21 protein-coding genes are annotated in these 16,023 nt (G+C 73.4%); 13 read left to right on the top strand and 8 right to left on the bottom strand.

Annotated features, from left to right (window positions below; translation table 11 throughout):
* Positions 1–120 precede the first annotated feature (120 nt).
* Both ACFVVL_RS21475 and ACFVVL_RS21470 read left to right on the top strand, forming a co-directional pair.
* On the top strand, positions 121–339 hold the full coding sequence (locus tag ACFVVL_RS21475; protein ID WP_387677522.1) for a DUF397 domain-containing protein: 219 nt from the start codon (positions 121–123) through the stop codon (positions 337–339).
* 138 nt (positions 340–477) lie between these two features.
* Entirely contained in the window at positions 478–696 is a 219-nt protein-coding gene (locus ACFVVL_RS21470; protein WP_387677520.1) for a DUF397 domain-containing protein, read from the top strand.
* Between the two features lie 107 nt (positions 697–803).
* On the opposite strand, the gene ACFVVL_RS21465 is transcribed toward ACFVVL_RS21470, so the two are convergent.
* Positions 804–1,526 carry a GntR family transcriptional regulator gene (locus ACFVVL_RS21465; RefSeq protein WP_387677517.1) on the bottom strand — a complete coding sequence of 241 codons (723 nt, stop codon included), beginning with the start codon at positions 1,524–1,526 and terminating at the stop codon, positions 804–806.
* 188 nt (positions 1,527–1,714) lie between these two features.
* Between ACFVVL_RS21465 and ACFVVL_RS21460 the strand changes: the two genes are divergently transcribed.
* From ACFVVL_RS21460 to ACFVVL_RS21435, 6 genes are all read left to right on the top strand, one after another.
* Positions 1,715–2,134: a hypothetical protein gene (locus ACFVVL_RS21460; protein ID WP_387677515.1), complete on the top strand. Its 420-nt coding sequence runs from the start codon at positions 1,715–1,717 to the stop codon at positions 2,132–2,134.
* A gap of 155 nt (positions 2,135–2,289) precedes the next feature.
* The gene (locus ACFVVL_RS21455; RefSeq protein ID WP_387677512.1) at positions 2,290–2,787 is read left to right on the top strand and encodes a hypothetical protein; all 498 of its coding nucleotides are present in this window, start codon (positions 2,290–2,292) and stop codon (positions 2,785–2,787) included.
* On the top strand, positions 2,751–3,599 hold the full coding sequence (locus ACFVVL_RS21450; protein ID WP_387677509.1) for a hypothetical protein: 849 nt from the start codon (positions 2,751–2,753) through the stop codon (positions 3,597–3,599). Before ACFVVL_RS21455 ends, ACFVVL_RS21450 begins: the two co-directional genes overlap by 37 nt.
* Positions 3,593–4,153, top strand: a complete 561-nt coding sequence (locus ACFVVL_RS21445; RefSeq protein WP_387677506.1) for a GNAT family N-acetyltransferase — start codon at positions 3,593–3,595, stop codon at positions 4,151–4,153. Before ACFVVL_RS21450 ends, ACFVVL_RS21445 begins: the two co-directional genes overlap by 7 nt.
* Complete coding sequence (locus ACFVVL_RS21440) at positions 4,150–4,734, top strand: hypothetical protein (protein WP_387677503.1); 585 nt, start codon at positions 4,150–4,152, stop codon at positions 4,732–4,734. Before ACFVVL_RS21445 ends, ACFVVL_RS21440 begins: the two co-directional genes overlap by 4 nt.
* Before the next feature lie 32 nt (positions 4,735–4,766).
* Positions 4,767–5,534, top strand: coding sequence for an NUDIX hydrolase (locus tag ACFVVL_RS21435; protein WP_387677501.1), 768 nt, complete (start codon positions 4,767–4,769; stop codon positions 5,532–5,534).
* A gap of 95 nt (positions 5,535–5,629) precedes the next feature.
* Here ACFVVL_RS21435 and ACFVVL_RS21430 read toward each other — a convergent pair whose 3' ends face one another.
* Positions 5,630–5,788, bottom strand: a complete 159-nt coding sequence (locus ACFVVL_RS21430; protein WP_387677498.1) for a hypothetical protein — start codon at positions 5,786–5,788, stop codon at positions 5,630–5,632.
* 125 nt (positions 5,789–5,913) lie between these two features.
* On the opposite strand from ACFVVL_RS21430, the gene ACFVVL_RS21425 reads away from it, so the two are divergent.
* Positions 5,914–6,045: a hypothetical protein gene (locus tag ACFVVL_RS21425; RefSeq protein ID WP_387677495.1), complete on the top strand. Its 132-nt coding sequence runs from the start codon at positions 5,914–5,916 to the stop codon at positions 6,043–6,045.
* Positions 6,046–6,145: 100 nt separating this feature from the next.
* Here ACFVVL_RS21425 and ACFVVL_RS21420 read toward each other — a convergent pair whose 3' ends face one another.
* Both ACFVVL_RS21420 and ACFVVL_RS21415 read right to left on the bottom strand, forming a co-directional pair.
* The gene (locus ACFVVL_RS21420) at positions 6,146–7,351 is read right to left on the bottom strand and encodes a cytochrome P450 (protein ID WP_387677493.1); all 1,206 of its coding nucleotides are present in this window, start codon (positions 7,349–7,351) and stop codon (positions 6,146–6,148) included.
* A gap of 93 nt (positions 7,352–7,444) precedes the next feature.
* Entirely contained in the window at positions 7,445–7,663 is a 219-nt protein-coding gene (locus tag ACFVVL_RS21415) for a ferredoxin (RefSeq protein WP_387677491.1), read from the bottom strand.
* A 763-nt stretch (positions 7,664–8,426) separates the two neighbouring features.
* Here ACFVVL_RS21415 and ACFVVL_RS21410 point away from each other — a divergent pair.
* A complete protein-coding gene (locus ACFVVL_RS21410; RefSeq protein ID WP_387677489.1) occupies positions 8,427–9,479 on the top strand; it encodes a protein kinase family protein in 1,053 nt (350 codons plus the stop codon).
* A 63-nt stretch (positions 9,480–9,542) separates the two neighbouring features.
* On the opposite strand, the gene ACFVVL_RS21405 is transcribed toward ACFVVL_RS21410, so the two are convergent.
* Complete coding sequence (locus ACFVVL_RS21405; protein ID WP_387677486.1) at positions 9,543–10,724, bottom strand: serine hydrolase domain-containing protein; 1,182 nt, start codon at positions 10,722–10,724, stop codon at positions 9,543–9,545.
* A 113-nt stretch (positions 10,725–10,837) separates the two neighbouring features.
* Here ACFVVL_RS21405 and ACFVVL_RS21400 point away from each other — a divergent pair, with 113 nt between their 5' ends.
* From ACFVVL_RS21400 to ACFVVL_RS21390, 3 genes are all read left to right on the top strand, one after another.
* Positions 10,838–11,992, top strand: a complete 1,155-nt coding sequence (locus ACFVVL_RS21400; RefSeq protein ID WP_387677483.1) for a sensor histidine kinase — start codon at positions 10,838–10,840, stop codon at positions 11,990–11,992.
* Positions 11,980–12,624: a LuxR C-terminal-related transcriptional regulator gene (locus ACFVVL_RS21395; RefSeq protein ID WP_387677480.1), complete on the top strand. Its 645-nt coding sequence runs from the start codon at positions 11,980–11,982 to the stop codon at positions 12,622–12,624. The genes ACFVVL_RS21400 and ACFVVL_RS21395 overlap by 13 nt, the downstream gene beginning before the upstream one ends.
* Positions 12,625–12,762: 138 nt before the next feature.
* Positions 12,763–13,404 carry a TOPRIM nucleotidyl transferase/hydrolase domain-containing protein gene (locus ACFVVL_RS21390; RefSeq protein WP_387677479.1) on the top strand — a complete coding sequence of 214 codons (642 nt, stop codon included), beginning with the start codon at positions 12,763–12,765 and terminating at the stop codon, positions 13,402–13,404.
* A 26-nt stretch (positions 13,405–13,430) separates the two neighbouring features.
* Here ACFVVL_RS21390 and ACFVVL_RS21385 read toward each other — a convergent pair whose 3' ends face one another.
* The 3 genes from ACFVVL_RS21385 to ACFVVL_RS21375 form a co-directional block, all read right to left on the bottom strand.
* A complete protein-coding gene (locus tag ACFVVL_RS21385) occupies positions 13,431–13,949 on the bottom strand; it encodes a hypothetical protein (protein WP_380292820.1) in 519 nt (172 codons plus the stop codon).
* A gap of 95 nt (positions 13,950–14,044) precedes the next feature.
* A complete protein-coding gene (locus tag ACFVVL_RS21380; protein ID WP_387677476.1) occupies positions 14,045–14,902 on the bottom strand; it encodes a hypothetical protein in 858 nt (285 codons plus the stop codon).
* Positions 14,903–15,066: 164 nt separating this feature from the next.
* On the bottom strand, positions 15,067–15,906 hold the full coding sequence (locus ACFVVL_RS21375; protein ID WP_387677473.1) for a hypothetical protein: 840 nt from the start codon (positions 15,904–15,906) through the stop codon (positions 15,067–15,069).
* Positions 15,907–16,023: the final 117 nt, after the last annotated feature.

Raw genomic sequence — 16,023 nt, 5'->3', positions numbered from 1 at the left:
CCCTGACCGCAACGGCGGCCAGGGCCCTCGCGCATGCGGCCGGTTCTGCGATTCACCCGGCCCCTCAACACACCTACCGTGTGAACACAGCGCAAACCCACCCGGACTGGGAGGCCCCAAATGACCGACAACGTCGAAGCGGCACTCACGACAGCCCAATGGCGCAAGAGCACCTACAGCAACAACGGGGGAAGCTGCGTCGAGGTCGCCCACAACTTCCCGGGACTCGCCCCTGTCCGCGACTCCAAGGACCCGACCGGTCCCGCCCTCGTCTTCCCCTCCGACGCCTGGCAATCCTTCGTCACCGCCATCCAGGCCGGCGAGTTCGGCACCATCTGAACCTCACCACCCAGGGGCCCTGACCGCAACGGCGGCCAGGGCCCTCGCGCATGCGGCCGGTTCTGCGATTCACCCGGCCCCTCAACACACCTACCGTGTGAACACAGCGCAAATCCACCCGGACCCGGGAGGCCCCAAATGACCGACAACGTCGAAGCGGCACTCACGACAGCCCAATGGCGTAAGAGCACACACAGCGACGGCGGTGGCGGCTGCGTCGAGGTCGCCGACGGCTACACCGGCGTCATGCCCGTTCGCGACTCCAAGGACCCCCAAGGCCCCGCCCTCATCTTCCCCGCCGACGCCTGGCAATCCTTCGTCACCGCCATCCAGGCAGGCGAGTTCGACGCCATCTGACGCGATCAACCCGCGTGGGCCTCGACCTGGTTCCCGGTCGAGGCCCACTGCTTGGCCTACGCCCACAGCTACTCTTCGCCCTGGTCGAATCCAGGGACGAAGCGCCGTCAGGACCCGTACTCGTAGCCAACAGTGAAGCGCGTCGGAATGCACCACTCGCCGTACTCGATGACACCGTTCTCGTCCGACCACCGATGGACCCCAGCGAGGATCGCGGCCCCGTTGGGCACCCCCAAGGCTGCCGCCTCTCGCTGATTGGCGGTCCGGCCGTGCATGTCGTCCCGCGCATGCGTGATGCTTCGCTGGGTCGTTTCAAGGACTCTGCCGAGTAGTCCGGCGTTCTTGCCCGGCGCCGTGCTCAGAAGATCAGGCACCAGCACCGCGAACTCAGCTGGGTAGTAGACCCCTTGATACATGGTGCGATGCCTACCTCGTCCAGTGACGAACTCCCTCCGTACGAGCTGGTCGCCGGGGTCGAGACCGAAGATCTCCTGGACGTAGAGCGGAGGAACCCTGAGTTCGGCGACGGTCACGATACTGGTCTCCTGGTCCATCAAGCTGGACCGGACGCGCTGCACGCGAAGCAGTCGATCACGGCCGGAGGCGGTGACCGCAGGTTCATCGGCGACGAACGTTCCGCGCGGCGACGTGTAGAGGTGCCCCTCAACGACGAGCTGCTGCAACGCTCGGGTCATTGTTGCGGTGGATACCCCCCAGGACTTGCACAGCTCGCGCTGCGTGGGGAGCCGAGCCCCAGGGTCGAGGTTCCCGGCCAGTATCTCCTGCCGGTAGTGGTCTGCGATCTTCGTGAACGTATTGCGAGCAGCCATCGACCGGACTCCCTGATGATCAGTCATTGAGTGCACTAGGACACCGACACAGCGTAATGGGTAACGAGGCGACTGCGTAGCGTTGTGTCCTGCTACAGCGAGGGCGAGTGAGCAGCAGCCGCGCCGCTCTCCAGCGCTGCTCGACCACTCCAGGACGCAGAGCAGCGCCAACCCGATGGGAGAGACCCATGCGCACCACCACCTTCAAGCCCAACCCCGAACTGGACGAGCTGGGTAAGTTCTTCACAATCGCCGCGCGCCGGATCGATGCGGCCCAGGCCGCGCCGGAGATGTTCTCCGGCGCCATCGACGCGGCGTGGCACCGACTCACCGAGGACCCGGCCGCGTACCACGCGCTCACGATCCAGCACGCGGGACGCACATTGGTACACGTCGAGAGCGCCGGCACGGGCTTCATCTCCTGGGTGGACGTATACGAGGAGGCATACGGTCCGCTCCCGGCGATCTGGTTCACCAACGCCGACGGCACGGTCAACACCAAGTCCCTGACCCGCTACCGCGAGTCCGGCGAGGTCTGGGCCGAATGGAACTGCTCGCCCGCTCCGGGCGACGGCGATGACCTGACCTCGGTGGCGATCACCCGGTGATCACCCCGACATTCGACGGAGCGCCCCGGCCGACCGCCGGGGCGCTCCGTCTCACCGAGACCCGGAGCGCGCACCCCGTCAGTGTGGATGTAAGTGCCTACCTGCCCGCATTGGAGCAGCACTGCCCGTTCCTTCGGCCTTCCACGACACGCTTGATGACCGGGTGGACCGTCTACGAGATCCTGCCCGGCGCCCGTCGGTATGCTGTCGAAGCGGAGCTGTTCCACGCGGGTGTGCAGGCCGCTGAGTGGATTCGCCCCCTTGCATCACGGCCGCATGGCACGCTGGCGTGCGAGAACGTGGTGATGCTCGGACAGTGCACCGATGCCGATCACCACGAGTTGCTGGCCTGGCCGCACTGGGCCCTCAAGAACCTCTACAGTCAGACCGGCATCATGTTCGGCAAGTTCGTGCAGGGTGTCGTCGAGACCGGCCGCGACGGACGCAGCATCCCTCCGGCGCCGTTCTCGTTCCTTCCAGTGCGCGTGGCGATCCGCCCCTTGGACCCGAACTTCCTGACAAACACACCCGACCTCGCGGCGACGGTGGCCGAGGCCGTCGACGACGGCCGCGACGTGTTCGAAGACATCCCTTGTGACTGGAAGGCAGTGAGAGAATGGGCGAGTTCGCTTCCGAGGCCGCAGAAGCACTGAAGGCCGCAGCGGCCATCTGCGGGCCGCTGGAGCTGGAGGAGATCACCAACCGGCGAGGGTCGGCCGTCTGGAAGGCCGCCGGTCCGCAAGGCGTGGCGAGCATCAAGCTCGGCACCGGTGAGGCCGCCGAAGTCACCGCCCGCGAAGCCTCGGTGCTGGACCAGCTCGCCGGATACACCGTGACGGCCGGCCGCTTCGACGACGGCGTCTGGTACGTCACCCCGTGGTTGGCCGGGCCGTCCACCTGGCAGGCGTTCCGCCCGGTACGCAAGGGCGACGGCGGACGGGCGGAGGCGCTCGCCGCTGCTTCCGGGCTGTGCAGAGCCGTGGCCGAACTCCACGCCGAGGGGTGGGTGCACGGCGACCTCCAGCCCCAGCACGGCATCCACGGGGAGGACGGGACGGTCCGCCTGCTCGATTTCGCCTGGTCCCGGAGAACCGGTACCACTCCATGGACAAGGTTCGACGGCACGATGATCCACCTCACCGCCCCCGAGCTGGCCGCCCGCATCATCACCGGCCCCCAACCCGTCAACACGACACGGGCCGCAGACGTCTACGCCCTCGCCGGAACCCTATGGACCTGCGTCACGGGCAGGTGGCCGCTGGACTACGAAGCGGCCGGACTCAGCACGGGCTCAGTTGTGGAAGACCTTCGTAGGGCCATCGCCGACAGGGTCGTCCCGCTGGCCACCGCGACACCCTGGCCAGCCTTCCAGGACCGCCTGCGTCCCGCCCTGCTGGCCGGGGCAACGGACCGGCCGACAGCCGCCGAGTTGGCCGATCTGGTGGAAGCGGTCGAGCAGTGCTGACACTTCGGAAGCTGACCCTGGAAGACGCCGGCGCGCTCCTCTGCATCTATAGCCCCGCATCGACCAGATTCCTCGGCCGCGGCCCGATGGACGACGCGGAGGCCCGTCGGGTTGCGGGCGAGGCTGCGGTCTCCAGCATCCGTTTCCCAAGCACCGTCTCCACCTTGGGCCTTGACCTCGACGGCGACTTGATCGGGATCGTCAAGCTCCACTTGGACCGCCCCGTCGCCACACTCAGCTATATCCTGCGCGCGGATTCCTGGGGGAAGGGCCATGCCACCGAAGCGGTTCGCAGAATGACCGTCCTGGGGTTCGGTCACCTGAGACTGCCCGAGATCCACGCCAGACATCACCCGGAGAACGTCGCCTCCGGCCGCGTGCTGCTCAAAGCAGGCTTCGCTCCGACAGGCGAGCACGCCGGCTTCACCACCTACACCATCCGACCACCTGTCCCGCCCGTCGATCTCGCGTCGGCCGGTGACGGGGGGTTGGGCTTCTGTGCTGTACTTCGCGCACACAGTTTCGATACGCCCCAGGAGCCGACCGCCCGATGAGTGCCACCTGCCCGCAGTGCTCCGCCTCGGACTGCACCGTCGCCGTCCCCCAGGCCCTCGCGCCCGGCGCCCAGCCGCCGCTCGACGAGCCGTCCCGTGCCAGGCTCGCCCCGCCGCCCGCGCCGCAGCAGGCGCCCTACCGGATGGGCGGCACCGCGATCAGCTTCTTCGTCCTCGCCGGGGTCTTCACCCTCGGCTCGGTCGTCTCCCTCATCACCGAATCCGGTGCGGACGAGGGCTACGACGCCGCCTACCAACTCGGCCGGGACATGGGACGGTTCCTCGTCCCCGTCCTCTTCCTCTGCGTCGCGCTGGCCTCGCACACCGTGGCGCGCAGGCGCCACCTGCGCGACGCCGCCCGGCCCAACCCCATGCAGCAGACGCTCTGGCAGCGCCGCCACCAGGTCTGGCAGGCCGCCTGGTTCTGCCACCGCTGCCACGTCGCCTTCTTCCCCGCCGCCGTGCTGCGCCCCGACTTCCCCGCCTCGCCGCCGATCCCGCTCGACCAGTTCCCGCTCTGGGTGGTCACCGCCACCGACCGGGTCCACGGCTTCCCGCCCTCTCCCGCCGCGTCGGGCTGACCCGGGAGCACGCCGACTGCTTCCATGGGCGGATGCCCGAGACACCCCCGCAGCTCCTCCCGCCGCCCGCCGAGGTGCTCGGCGTCCGCCGCATCCGGCTCGCCGAAGTGCCCGCCCCCCGCCTCACCGCCGAGGAGCGGCGGGCCCGCGACGACGCCTGGGCGCAGATGGTCCTGGCCAACCCCGCGCTCTTCGACGGCCCGGTGGTGGCGTGCTCGGGCACCTCCTGGCCGCGCCCCGGTGAACTCCACGTCGCCTGGTCACGCGTGACCTACCGGCACTACGCGCTGCGCCGCGTCACCGCCTCCGCCGCCCCCACCGCCTCCCTCTCCGTGAGCGTGCTCCAGCCCACCGAGGACGGCCGCCTGCTCGTCGGCCGGATGTCCACGGCCACGGCCGCCCCCGGACGCTGGCAGCCCGCCGGCGGCGCCGTCGAACCCCCGCCCGACGGCGAGCGCCTCGACCTCGCCGCGCTGCGCCGCAACGCCGTCCGGGAGCTCGCCGAGGAGACCGGAGTGAGCGCCGGGCCGGGCGAGTTGGCGCTCTGGGCGGTCACCCGTGGCCGCTACGGCAGCGTCGGCGTGCTCTTCCTCGCCCCGCCGCTGCCGGAGGCGGCCCTGCGCGAGCGCTTCGCCGCCCTCGCACCACCGGAACGGGAGCTGGTCGAGCTCGCCTTCGTCCGCTCCCCCGCCGACCTGCCGGGCCTCCCCGGCCCGCACGCCGACTACCTCGCCCCGCTCGTCCGCCGCTTCGCCCGGGAACGGGAGCGGGAACGGGAGCGGGAACGGGAACAGCGCTGAGGTCCGACCGGCCGCCCGGGCCGTCCCGGACGCCGGACGCGTCCGGGACACCGGAGTGCCGTTGCCCGGCGCCGACACCGGCTCACAGGACCGGGTCATCCGTCCGAGGACCTGGAGGAACCCGTGAACCACCTGAGCCGCGCGGTCGTCACCGCCACCATGGCCCTGGCCGCCGTCTCCCTGGCCGTGGCACCCGCCACCGCCAGGACCACCTCGCTGCGCTCCCCGAACAACCGGGCGGGCGTGGAGTGCATCAGCGAGCCCGACACCTCCCGCCTCCGGGACAACCGCGTCGACGACGACACGGCGACCAGGGTGACCTGGCAGAAGGGCAATTCCAGCCTCACTGGGCACGCTCCGGCACCGCCGGCAGAGCGGCGTGAACGGCCAGTCGTCCGACCGGACGCCCGTCACCAGGACGAAGTCCGGCGACCAGTTCACCTTCCAGGCGTACTCCCTGAAGGGCAGCCAGGTGCCGGAGTGCTCCACCAAGGGCACCGCCTGGTCCTAGGAGCGCGTCGTTCCGGGCGCGGGTCCGGGAGATCCGGCGGAGGCCGAACGGGGACGGCTGCGGCCGTTCCCGCCGGGCGGCAACAGGCGTCGGGCCCCGCTCACCAGGTGACGGGCAGCGACCGCATCCCGTAGATGAACGACTCGGTGCGGAACTCGCGCTCGCCGGCCGGCCGCAGCCCCGGCAGCCGGCGGAACAGCGTCTCCAGGGCGATCTGGAGTTCGGCGCGGGCCAGCGGCTGGCCCAGGCACTGGTGCACGCCGAAGCCGAACGCCAGTTGCCGCCGGGCGTCCCGGAAGAGGTCCAGCTCGTCCGTCGCCCGGTGACCGGCGCCGCCGAACACCGCCTCGTCCCGGTTGGCGGTGGAGAGCAGCGCCATCACGCCCTCCCCGGCCCGGACGGTGACGCCGCCCAGCTCCACGTCCTCCAGCGCCACCCGGGGCAGGCCGGTGTGCACGATGGTCAGCAGCCGCAGCAGTTCCTCCACCGCGCCCGGCAGGGTGGCCGGGTCGGCCAGGGCGGGGATCTGCTCGGGCTGATCCAGCAGCAGCGCGGTCGACAGCGCGATCATGCTCGCGGTCGTCTCGTGCCCGGCGATCAGCAGCAGCACACCCATGCCGGCCACGTCGTCCGGGGTCAGGTCGTCCCGCGCCGCGAGCCGGCTGAGGACGTCGTCCTCCGGCTGCGCGCGCTTGCGGGTCGTCAGGTCGCGCAGGTACTCCCGGACCTCCTCCTGGGCCTCCCGGAGCTGCTCCACGGTGCTTTCCTGGCTGAGCATCGTGCGGCTCAGGCGCTGGAAGCGGTCGTGGTCCTCGTACGGCACGCCGAGCAGCAGGCAGATCACCAGCGAGGGCACCGGCAGCGCGAAGTCGGTGACCAGGTCGGCCGTGGTCCGGCCCGCGGTCATCCGGTCCAGCGCCTCGTCCACGATCCGCTGGATCTCCGGGCGCAGCGTCTCCACCCGCTTGACCAGGAACTCCCCGGTGAGCATGCGGCGCTGGCGGGCGTGCTCGGGGTCGTCGAGCCGCAGGAAGTCCGGGTTGTCGGTGATCAGCTCGCGAGCGCCGGCGATCAGCAGCGGGAAGGTGGGGTGGCGGATGTCGGCGCTGAACCGGCGGTCGGACAGCACGGTGCGGACCTCGGCGTAGCCGGTGACCAGCCAGCAGAGGTCACCGTCGGGCAGCTCGGCCCTGGTCATCGGTCCGGTGGCGGCGGCCTCGGGGTACGCGGGCGGCGGGCCGAACGGACAGCCGCCGGAGTGCCGGGCCGGCAGGGGGAGCGCGGGGGTGGTGGGTGCGGTGGTCACGGCAGGGGTCTCCTCACGTCGCGGGTGTTCTCGTGGGGTTCGGGGCCCGGGAAGGTTCCCGGCGGCCCGCGGGGCCGGCGGCGGGGGGGTCCGTCAGGCCCCGGTCCGCGCGGGCTCGTCCTCGGTGACGGTGATCGCCCGGCCCGGGCAGAGCTCGGCGGCGAGCCTCACGCCGTCGACCTGCGCGGGCAGCAGGTCCGTCTGACGGAGCCTCACCAGGGCGTCCCGGTCGTCCTGCTCGAAGACCTCGGGGGCGTTCGTCACGCACATGCCGGAGCTGCAGCAACGGTCCCGGTCGACGCTCACCTGCATGTCGGGCACCTTTCGCCAGGGCGGCGCCGACTGCCCGGCGGCCACCTCTCGTTGTCACGGTCAACCTAGCCATCGCTGATCCGTTCACGGAGCGGCCCGGTGGCCGGATCGAGAATGGCTGATTAGGCCCCTGTGCATGAACCCCGTGACGGTGCAGTGCGTTTCAACCCGCGGCACGCCGCCGGACGGGTCGGCGGACCCGGCCGCGCGGACGGCCCCACCAGTCTTCGGCGGCGGCCAACTCCGCGACGGAGAGCACCGTTTCACCCTCGCCGGCGCTCCGGTCCCACCGGCGGCGCACCACCTGGGCGACCCGGCGGGCCGGCCCGCCGGGGTGGCGGGGGCTGCCCCGCGGGGTAGCCGGGGGCTGCCCCGCCGGACCGGCCCGGCGGGGCAGCGGGGGCTGCGCTGGAGGCCCTCGGAGGCGACCTCGACCAATTCCGGCCGGACCGGCACCGTCCGGACGTCCGGTCGGCCGGCCCCGGCCTGGTCCACGGGACACGCCACTAGGGTCTGTCTCTTGGATTTTGTCGGATCAGGCCGCGGCGTCTGGGTGCGTGCATCGCAAGGCGGAGGAGGGAGCCACTGCGGTGGGGGCACCTCCCGGCCGCCAGGCTGGGGGCCATTGGCGACCGACGACAACGCGGCGTGGGGGTACCTCCCGGCCGGAGGCTGGGGGCGTGCGTGCCCAGGCGTCGCGGACCCGGCAAGGATCCAAGAGACAGACCCTAGGTTGGGACGCTCACCGAGCGAGGAGTCGTGGATGCGTCACGTCGAGGAACCCGGCACGGCACGGCTTGCCGCGCACCGGGCAGTGGCGGCCCGGCTGTCCCTGCTGAGCGACCGGCGGATCGGGGAGCTCGTGGCGTCCGCCGAGCCGCTCGGGTCCGGCGTCGGCGGCACGTCGGCCGCGCTGGACGTCGGCGGGACGCGGGTGTTCGTCAAGAGGGTGCCGCTCACGGAGCCGGAGCTGCGGCCGGAGAACGTCCGCTCCACGGCGAACCTCTTCGGGCTGCCGACCTTCTACCAGTACGGGATCGGCTCGGCCGGGTTCGGAGCCTGGCGGGAGCTGGCCGCGCACACCCTGACCACCCACTGGGTCCTGGGCGGGGAGTCCGACGGCTTCCCCCTGATGTACCACTGGCGGGTGCTGCCGGGCGCCGCGCCCGGGGGCTTCATGGACTTTCTCGGCGGCGTCGACGGCGCCGTGGCCCACTGGGAGGGCTCCCCCGCCGTGCGCGAGCGGCTGGAGGCCGTCGGGCGGGCCCGGCACAGCCTGGTGCTCTTCCTGGAACACCTGCCGCAGACGCTCACGTCCTGGCTGCGCGAGCACCGGGAGGAGGACCCGGCCGTGTACGGGTGGGCGGCGGACGCCGTGGCGCGGGGCGCGGCCTTCCTGCGCTCGCGCGGCCTGGTGCACTTCGACGCCCACTTCGACAACCTCCTCACCGACGGCCGGCGGGTCTGCTTCGCGGACTTCGGGCTCGCCCTGAGCGAGGACTTCGAACTCTCGGCGGAGGAGCGGCGGTTCCTCGACCTGCACCGCGCCTACGACCGCGACTACACCGCGGCCCATCTGCTCCGTCACCACCTCCTCGACCGCCACCGGGGCGGCACGGAGGCGACCGTCTTCCTGGAGCAGTGGCTCGCGGGCCGGCGGCCCGACGGCGTGCCGCCGCAGGTCGCGGCGGTCGTCGACCGGCACGCCCGGACCGCCCTCGTCCTGGACGGCTTCCAGCGCCGGCTCCTCGGGGAGAGCAGGCGCACACCGTACCCGGCCGCCGAACTCGACAGCGTCACGGCGGAGACGGCGTAGGGCGTGGAGTGGAAAGTCGGACCCGCCGACTTCCCACTCCACGCGCTGAGCACGCTCAACGCGCTACGGGCGGCACAGGGCGTCGTCGACCAGCTTGCCGATCGCCTGCTCCACCCGCAGGACGTCGCTGTCGGAGTCGGCGACGACGCCCGACAGCGAGACCGTGACACCGCGCCGGCCGTCGGCGGTGACGGCGGCGGCGGTGACCCACCCGGCGTCGCCGCCCTCGTGGCCCCAGTACCGCCCGCCGCAGGACAGCGGGCGCGAGAAGAGCCCCAGGCCGTCCCGGGCCCGCGGCATGAGCTGCCCGAACTCGTTGCCGACCTTCACCGTCCGCTTCATCTCGCGGAGTTGGGCGGGCTTGAGGAGTTCTCCGCCGAGCAGGGCGGAGAAGAACCGGTTGAGGTCGGCGGTGGTGGAGACCAGCCCGGCCTCCCCGTTGGTGCCCTGGCCGACCTGCTCGGTGACGTCCACCAATGGTTCGCCGGGCCCGAAGCGCTGGTAGCTCCGGGCGTGCGGCTGCGGCAGCGCGGGGGACGCGCCCGGCCGGAAGGTGTGGGAGAGGCCGAGCGGCCCGGTGATCCGCTCCCCGACCTCCGTGTGCCAGGGCCGCCCGGTGACCCGCTCGACGATCATGCCGAGCAGGACGTAACCGGTGTTGCCGTACTGCCAGCGCTCGCCGGGCCGGAAGTCCGGGCGGTGGGCCATCGCCCGGGCGACGGTCTGCTCGGGGGTGTAGGAGTCGTACCGGTGCTGCTGGAAGTCCTCCGCCGAGGTGTAGTCCGGGTAGTCGTCGTGGAGGCCGCCGGTGTGCTGGAGCAACTGGCGGACGGTGATCGCGCGGCCGTCGTTGCCGTTGCCGGACACCACGCCGGGCAGCCACCGCTCGACCGGGTCGTCCAGGGACACCCTGCCCTCGCCGACGAGTTGCAGGACGACGGTCGCCACGAAGGTCTTGGTGACGCTGGCGACCCGGAAGTGGCCGTCCGGCGACACGGCCCGGCCCGTCGTCACCTCGGCGACACCGCTGGTGGCGACCAGGCTGCGGCCGTCGGCGGTGGTCCGGCGGGCCTGCGCGCCCGTCACGCCGAGGGCGGTGATCGCGTCGGCGTCGCGCTGGAGCAGCGGCCCCGGCGGCAGCGGCCCCGGCCGTCCGGCGGCCGTCGCGCCGGGCACGGAGGTGAGGAGGGTCGTGGTCACGATGGCGGCCAGCGCCAGGGTCCGGGTGAGGGATCGGCTCGTCATGGGCGTCGACGCTAGGCCCGGGCGGGGTGCGCGGGCGCTACCGCCCGCGGGCCGGGAAAGAGGGTGGTGGGCTGTAGTGCGCGGGCCTGCCGCCATGGCGCAGACTCGTGCGAATGAACCACCATGGAGCCGGCCGGCTCTCGGCGACCTGGCGCGGCCTGGGCTACCTCCTGGGAGGCCTCGGCGCCGCCGCGGTCGCCCTGTTCACGCTGCCCGTCCTCGTCGTCCCCACCCGGGCCCGCGCCTGGGCGTCCTGGCACCGGCGCCGGGCCGAACGACTGCTGCTCCTGCCGTGCTCGGGCCCCGTCCGGGCCGGCCCGTGGCGGGTGCTCGGGTGGCTGGGCGCCTGCGTGGTGAGCGGTCCCGTGTGCGGGCTGGTCGTGGTCATGTGCGCGGGCAACGCGCTGACCACGGCCGTCACCGTCCCGCTGTGGTGGGCGCTGCCCGCCGGGACCCGGGCGGGCGGGTTCGCCGCCGGGGTTCCGCTGACCGGCTGGGGCACCGCGCTGACCCTGGGGACGGCGCAGTTCGCCTGCTTCGCGGCGCTGACCTGCTGGCTGGTCCCCCCGCTGGCGCGGCTGCACGCCCGCGGGTGCGTGGCGCTGCTGGCCCCCTCCGCCGCCGAGCGGCTGACGCGGCGGGTGGAGACGCTGACCGAGACCCGGGCCGGCGCCATGGACGCGCACGGTGCGGAACTGCGCCGGATCGAACGCGACCTGCACGACGGCACCCAGGCCCGGCTGGTGGCCATCGCGATCCGGCTGGGCGTCGCCCGTGAGCTGCTGGACGAGGACCCGCGCAGGGTGGCCGGGCTCCTGGAGGACGCGCACGCCTGCACCGAGGAGGCCATGGCGGAGCTGCGCGCGGTGATCCGGACGATCTACCCGCCGATCCTCGCCGACCGCGGCCTGCCCGGCGCGCTCGCCGCCCTGGCGAGCGGCTCGGCGCTCGACACCACCCTCGACCTCGGTGACCTCGGCGCCGTCCCGGCCGCGGTCGAGACCGTGGCGTACTTCGCGGTCGCCGAGGCGCTCACCAACGCCGCCAAGCACAGCCGGGCCACCCGCACCACCGTCCGCGTCGCCCGCGACGGCGACCGGCTGTCGCTGGAGGTCACCGACGACGGCGTGGGAGGCGCCGACGAGTCGCGGGGCACCGGCATCGCCGGCATCCGCCACCGCGTCCGGGCGCTCGACGGCACCGTCCGCCTCCACAGCCCCGGCGGCGGCCCGACCACGCTGGGGGTGAGCCTGCCGTGCGGATCGTGATCGCCGAGGACAACGTCCTGCTCGCCAACGGGCTCGAACTCCTGCTGACCGCCGCCGGGTTCCACGTCGCCGCGATCGTCGAGGACGCCCCCGGCTTCGCCGCCGCCGTCGACGAGCACCGGCCGGACGCCACCATCGTCGACGTCCGGCTGCCCCCCGCCTACCGCGACGAGGGCATCCACGCCGCCCTCCGGGCCCGCCGCCGGCACCCGGGGCTGCCGGTGCTGGTCCTCTCCCAGTACGTCGAGCGGCAGTACGCGGGCGAGTTGGTCTCCGACGGGCGCGGCGGCGTCGGCTATCTCCTCAAGGACCGGGTGAGCCGGGTCAGTGAGTTCATCGACGCGCTGCGGAGGGTCGCCGCCGGGGGCACCGTCATGGACCCCGAGGTGATCGGGCAGCTCCTCACCCGGCGGGCCCGGGACCCGATCGCGGCGCTCACCCCGCGCGAGCGGGAGGTGCTGGCGCTGATGGCCGAGGGCAAGGACAACGCCACGATCGCGGCCCGGCTCGTCATCACCGAGAACGCCGTCCACAAGCACATCGGCCACATCTTCGCCAAGCTCGGTCTCGCCCCGGCCGACAGCGGCCACCGCCGGGTCCTCGCGGTCCTCACCTACCTCAGCCGGCCGTGACGGCACCGGCGGGCGCGGCGGGCAAGGCGGGGGGCGCGGCGGGCGGCACGGCCGGCACGGCGGACGCGGCGGGCAGGACGGCGGGCGCGGCGGGAAATTCCGGGGTCCGAGGGCCCGGGCCGGGGCAGAATCGGGCCCATGGCGGACATGGAAGCGTTCCGGGACGCGGTCGCGGACTGGGCGGCGGGCGGTCCCGGCGGCGCGGCGGGCGAGCCGGCGGGTGAGCGGGCGAGTGAGCTGGCGGAGCACCTGGGCGTGCGGACGGCGGTGCTGGTGGAGGGGCCGAGCGACCTCGCCGCCGTCGGGACGCTGGCGGCGCGCGCCGGGCGGGACCTCGCGGGCGAGGGGGTCTGCGTCGTCTCGATGGGCGGGGCGATGAACGTCGCGCGCTACGCGGGCCTGCTCGGGCCGCCCGGGCTGGGGCTGCGGCTGGCCGGGCTCTGCGACGAGAACGAACAGGGCTTCTACCGGCGCGGGTTGGAGCGGGCAGGGGCGCCGGGCGGGGGCTTCTTCGTGTGCGTGGCGGACCTGGAGGAGGAGCTGATCCGCGCGCTGGGCGTGCCGGGGGTGGAGGAGATCGTCCGGGCCGAGGGCGACCTCCCGGCCTGGCAGACCTTCGTCCGCCAGCCCGCGCACCAGGGCGGGGCGGCGGAGCGGCAGTTGCGGCGCTTCATGGGAACGAAGTCGGGGCGCAAGATCCGCTACGGGCACCTGCTGGTGGAGGCGCTGGAGGCCGGGCAGGAGCCGGCTCCGCTGCGCGGGTTGCTCGCGCACCTGTGAGCCGAGACGACGGCGGTCCGCGCCGATCAGAACGCGACGGCGTCCAGGTGGTAGGTGGTGTCGACCAGGAAGCCGCCGGCGTCGGCCTTGATGGAGAGCACGTACTGGCCGGGCGCCAGCGGGTCCAGGGCGCACCACAGGCCCCAGGCGACGCGCGGGACGCCGGTGGCCAGGAAGCGCTTCGAGGTGAACTCGTGCACCTTCAAAGGGACTCCGTTGAGCGCCGCCTCGGCGCGGGAGTGCTCGACGCGCCACGGGGCGGCGGAGAGGCCGAGGGCGATCCGCTGGGTGTTGAACACCGGGAAGAAGACCGGCGTCCCGGCCGCGATCGGGCAGCGGCGCACGACGCGGCCGCCGTAGGTGCCGGCCAGGAACCAGACGTCCGCGGGCTGCCGCCAGCCGGCGAACTCGCCGGTGGTGTCGGCGACCGGGCTGCGCTCCACGGGGGCGGACAGCGCCCACTTCCACCAGCGTGCCGCGAGCTCCGCGCCCCGGCGGGGGTCCACGGTGTCGGCACCGGTCTCGGGGGAGACGGCCTCGCCCACGTCAGCTCCTTCGGTCCACGCGCACCGCACATCGGTTCGCGCAGCGACCCTATCCGGTGGCGGCCGGGCCCTCCCGTGCGGGAGGGCCCGGGGTCTCACGCCTCCAGGCGAAGGACGGTGATCTCGTACTGGTCGACCGCGCCCTCCCAGGCGATGACCACGGTGTCCTCCTCGTCGTCCTCGTCCTCCTCGCCTTCCTCGCCCTCCCCTTCCTCGTCCTCGTCGAACCCGCCGTACAGGGCGAGGGCGAGGTCGTGGGACTCCGGGTCGCAGAAGGCGGCCAGGTAGTCGCGCAGCGCCGGGTCCGCCACCTCGGCGACGTGCTCGTGCGCCTCGTCGTCCACCGCGTCCGCGGAGTCGCCGAGACCGGGCGGCATCAGCTCGGGCGAGGTGGCGCCGGAGAGGCCGGTGGCGGCGAGCAGGGCGTCCAGCAGGGTGTCCCCGGAGGCCAGCCGCAACTGCCGGAGCGTCCACAGCTTCCCGGGCAGCCCGTCGGAGGTCAGGTCGACCCCGTGGCGCTCCGCGATCCGCCCGAGGTCCGCCCCCAGCAGCGCACCCTCCCACGGCCCGGCCCCGGACTCCTCGACGGCAGCGGCGAGATCGGCCGCGAAGGGCGCCAACTCCTCGGGCAGTCCCCGCACTTCGACGTGGAACAGCGAGCGGCTCGGGTCGAAGACCAGGTCCGTCTCGTCGAGGTCCCCGGGCGGGCAGAGCAGCAGGCTCCCGGTGGTGACCGTCTCCTCCCCCGCGAGCACGGCCCGCCCGACCCACCGCGGATCCTGGTCCAGCTCGATCTCGGCGAGGAAGTTGCCGGTGTAGTAGGCCCCGTAGCGGGCGTCGCCGTCGTACTCGGCGAGCGGCCGCCCGAGCACCTCCCCGAAGGCCTGAGCCAGGGCGGCCTCCCATTCCGCGGAGCGGACGCGACCGGCCGGCGTGTTGTCATCAAGCGTCATGCCGGGAGTACAGCACGCCCAACCGACAATCCCCGCCCCGCCGTTGGCTCAGCGGCGGTAGTTCCGCCCGCTCCCCGTGGTCGTAGCGCTCGCCGGCCCGCTCCCCCTGGTCCGCGAAGTACTCGGCCGGCGCCAGGGTGCCGTCCGCCGCTGAAGCCACGCGGTCAGCCGGTGGCGCGGACGTAGATGTCGGCGGCGCCGGGGAGGCCGCCGGGGTCGGGGGCGACGTAGATGCGGCGGGCGCGGACCGGGGCGGGGTCGGCGGCGGGGGTGGGGGTCGGGCTCGGGGTGGGGGTCGGGCTCGGGGTGTCCTCCGGGGACGGGGTGTCCTCGGAAGCGGGCGAGGGGGCGGGGTCGTCGGGGTCGGCGGCCGGGGCGACGTGGTCGGCGGCTTCCGGGTCGGCGGGTTCCGATGCGGAGGGTTCTGATGCGGAGGGCTCGGGCTCCGCGGCGAGGGCGTCGTCGCCGGGGGCGGAGGGCGTCCCGTCGGGGGTCCCGGCGGGGAGCGGGGCCGGCGACGCGGTCGGCGACGGGGAGGCGGACGGCGTGGCGGCCGGGGAGGCCGACGGCTCCGGGACGCCCACCTCGCGCGCCTCGGCGGGCTCGTTGCCGCCCAGGGCCTCGGCGAGGTCCGCGGGCAGCGGGGCGAAGGCCCCGGGGGCGGCGAGGTCGTAGGTGCGCAGGAAGTCGCCGACGCCGACCTCGTGCCCGCCGGCCAGCCGGTAGTGCAGGTAGGCGACGGGCAGGCCGTCCGCGGTGCGGGTGTAGACGGCGCCGACCGGGACGTAGTAGCGCCCGGCGCCCGGATGCTGGGAGGGGTGGAGCCCGGCCAGCATCTCGGCGCGGTCGCGGTCGGTCTCGACGGCGCCGCGCCCGACGGTGAGGGCGTTGACGCCCCGGACGGCCAGCGCGGCCAGCACCGACACGAAGATCACCAGCCCGATCGCGACCGTGCGGCGCAGCACGGGCCTGCCGTGCAGCGCCGGCCACGAGTCGCTGGTCACGCGTTCCGGCGACAGCCCCCGGTCGGGCCCTCGTTGCCTCACTGTTCCTGCTCCCCCGGTCCGTCGTCGTGGCGGCCCGGCACGGCGCGGCCACTCATAGTGCTCGACGTGGACCCT

Source organism: Kitasatospora sp. NPDC058115 (assembly GCF_042884635.1).
GTDB lineage: Bacteria > Actinomycetota > Actinomycetes > Streptomycetales > Streptomycetaceae > Kitasatospora.
This window is presented reverse-complemented; position numbering and strand designations above follow the sequence as displayed.

What these genes read in the sequence shown, in the direction of transcription:
- ACFVVL_RS21475 (WP_387677522.1), top strand. Translation starts at nt 121, where the DNA reads ATGACCGACAACGTCGAAGCGGCACTCACGACAGCCCAATGGCGCAAG.
- ACFVVL_RS21470 (WP_387677520.1), top strand. Translation starts at nt 478, where the DNA reads ATGACCGACAACGTCGAAGCGGCACTCACGACAGCCCAATGGCGTAAG.
- ACFVVL_RS21465 (WP_387677517.1), bottom strand. Translation starts at nt 1,526, where the DNA reads ATGGCTGCTCGCAATACGTTCACGAAGATCGCAGACCACTACCGGCAG.
- ACFVVL_RS21460 (WP_387677515.1), top strand. Translation starts at nt 1,715, where the DNA reads ATGCGCACCACCACCTTCAAGCCCAACCCCGAACTGGACGAGCTGGGT.
- ACFVVL_RS21455 (WP_387677512.1), top strand. Translation starts at nt 2,290, where the DNA reads ATGACCGGGTGGACCGTCTACGAGATCCTGCCCGGCGCCCGTCGGTAT.
- ACFVVL_RS21450 (WP_387677509.1), top strand. Translation starts at nt 2,751, where the DNA reads ATGGGCGAGTTCGCTTCCGAGGCCGCAGAAGCACTGAAGGCCGCAGCG.
- ACFVVL_RS21440 (WP_387677503.1), top strand. Translation starts at nt 4,150, where the DNA reads ATGAGTGCCACCTGCCCGCAGTGCTCCGCCTCGGACTGCACCGTCGCC.
- ACFVVL_RS21435 (WP_387677501.1), top strand. Translation starts at nt 4,767, where the DNA reads ATGCCCGAGACACCCCCGCAGCTCCTCCCGCCGCCCGCCGAGGTGCTC.
- ACFVVL_RS21430 (WP_387677498.1), bottom strand. Translation starts at nt 5,788, where the DNA reads ATGCACTCCACGCCCGCCCGGTTGTTCGGGGAGCGCAGCGAGGTGGTC.
- ACFVVL_RS21415 (WP_387677491.1), bottom strand. Translation starts at nt 7,663, where the DNA reads ATGCAGGTGAGCGTCGACCGGGACCGTTGCTGCAGCTCCGGCATGTGC.
- ACFVVL_RS21410 (WP_387677489.1), top strand. Translation starts at nt 8,427, where the DNA reads ATGCGTCACGTCGAGGAACCCGGCACGGCACGGCTTGCCGCGCACCGG.
- ACFVVL_RS21405 (WP_387677486.1), bottom strand. Translation starts at nt 10,724, where the DNA reads ATGACGAGCCGATCCCTCACCCGGACCCTGGCGCTGGCCGCCATCGTG.
- ACFVVL_RS21400 (WP_387677483.1), top strand. Translation starts at nt 10,838, where the DNA reads ATGAACCACCATGGAGCCGGCCGGCTCTCGGCGACCTGGCGCGGCCTG.
- ACFVVL_RS21390 (WP_387677479.1), top strand. Translation starts at nt 12,763, where the DNA reads ATGGCGGACATGGAAGCGTTCCGGGACGCGGTCGCGGACTGGGCGGCG.
- ACFVVL_RS21380 (WP_387677476.1), bottom strand. Translation starts at nt 14,902, where the DNA reads ATGACGCTTGATGACAACACGCCGGCCGGTCGCGTCCGCTCCGCGGAA.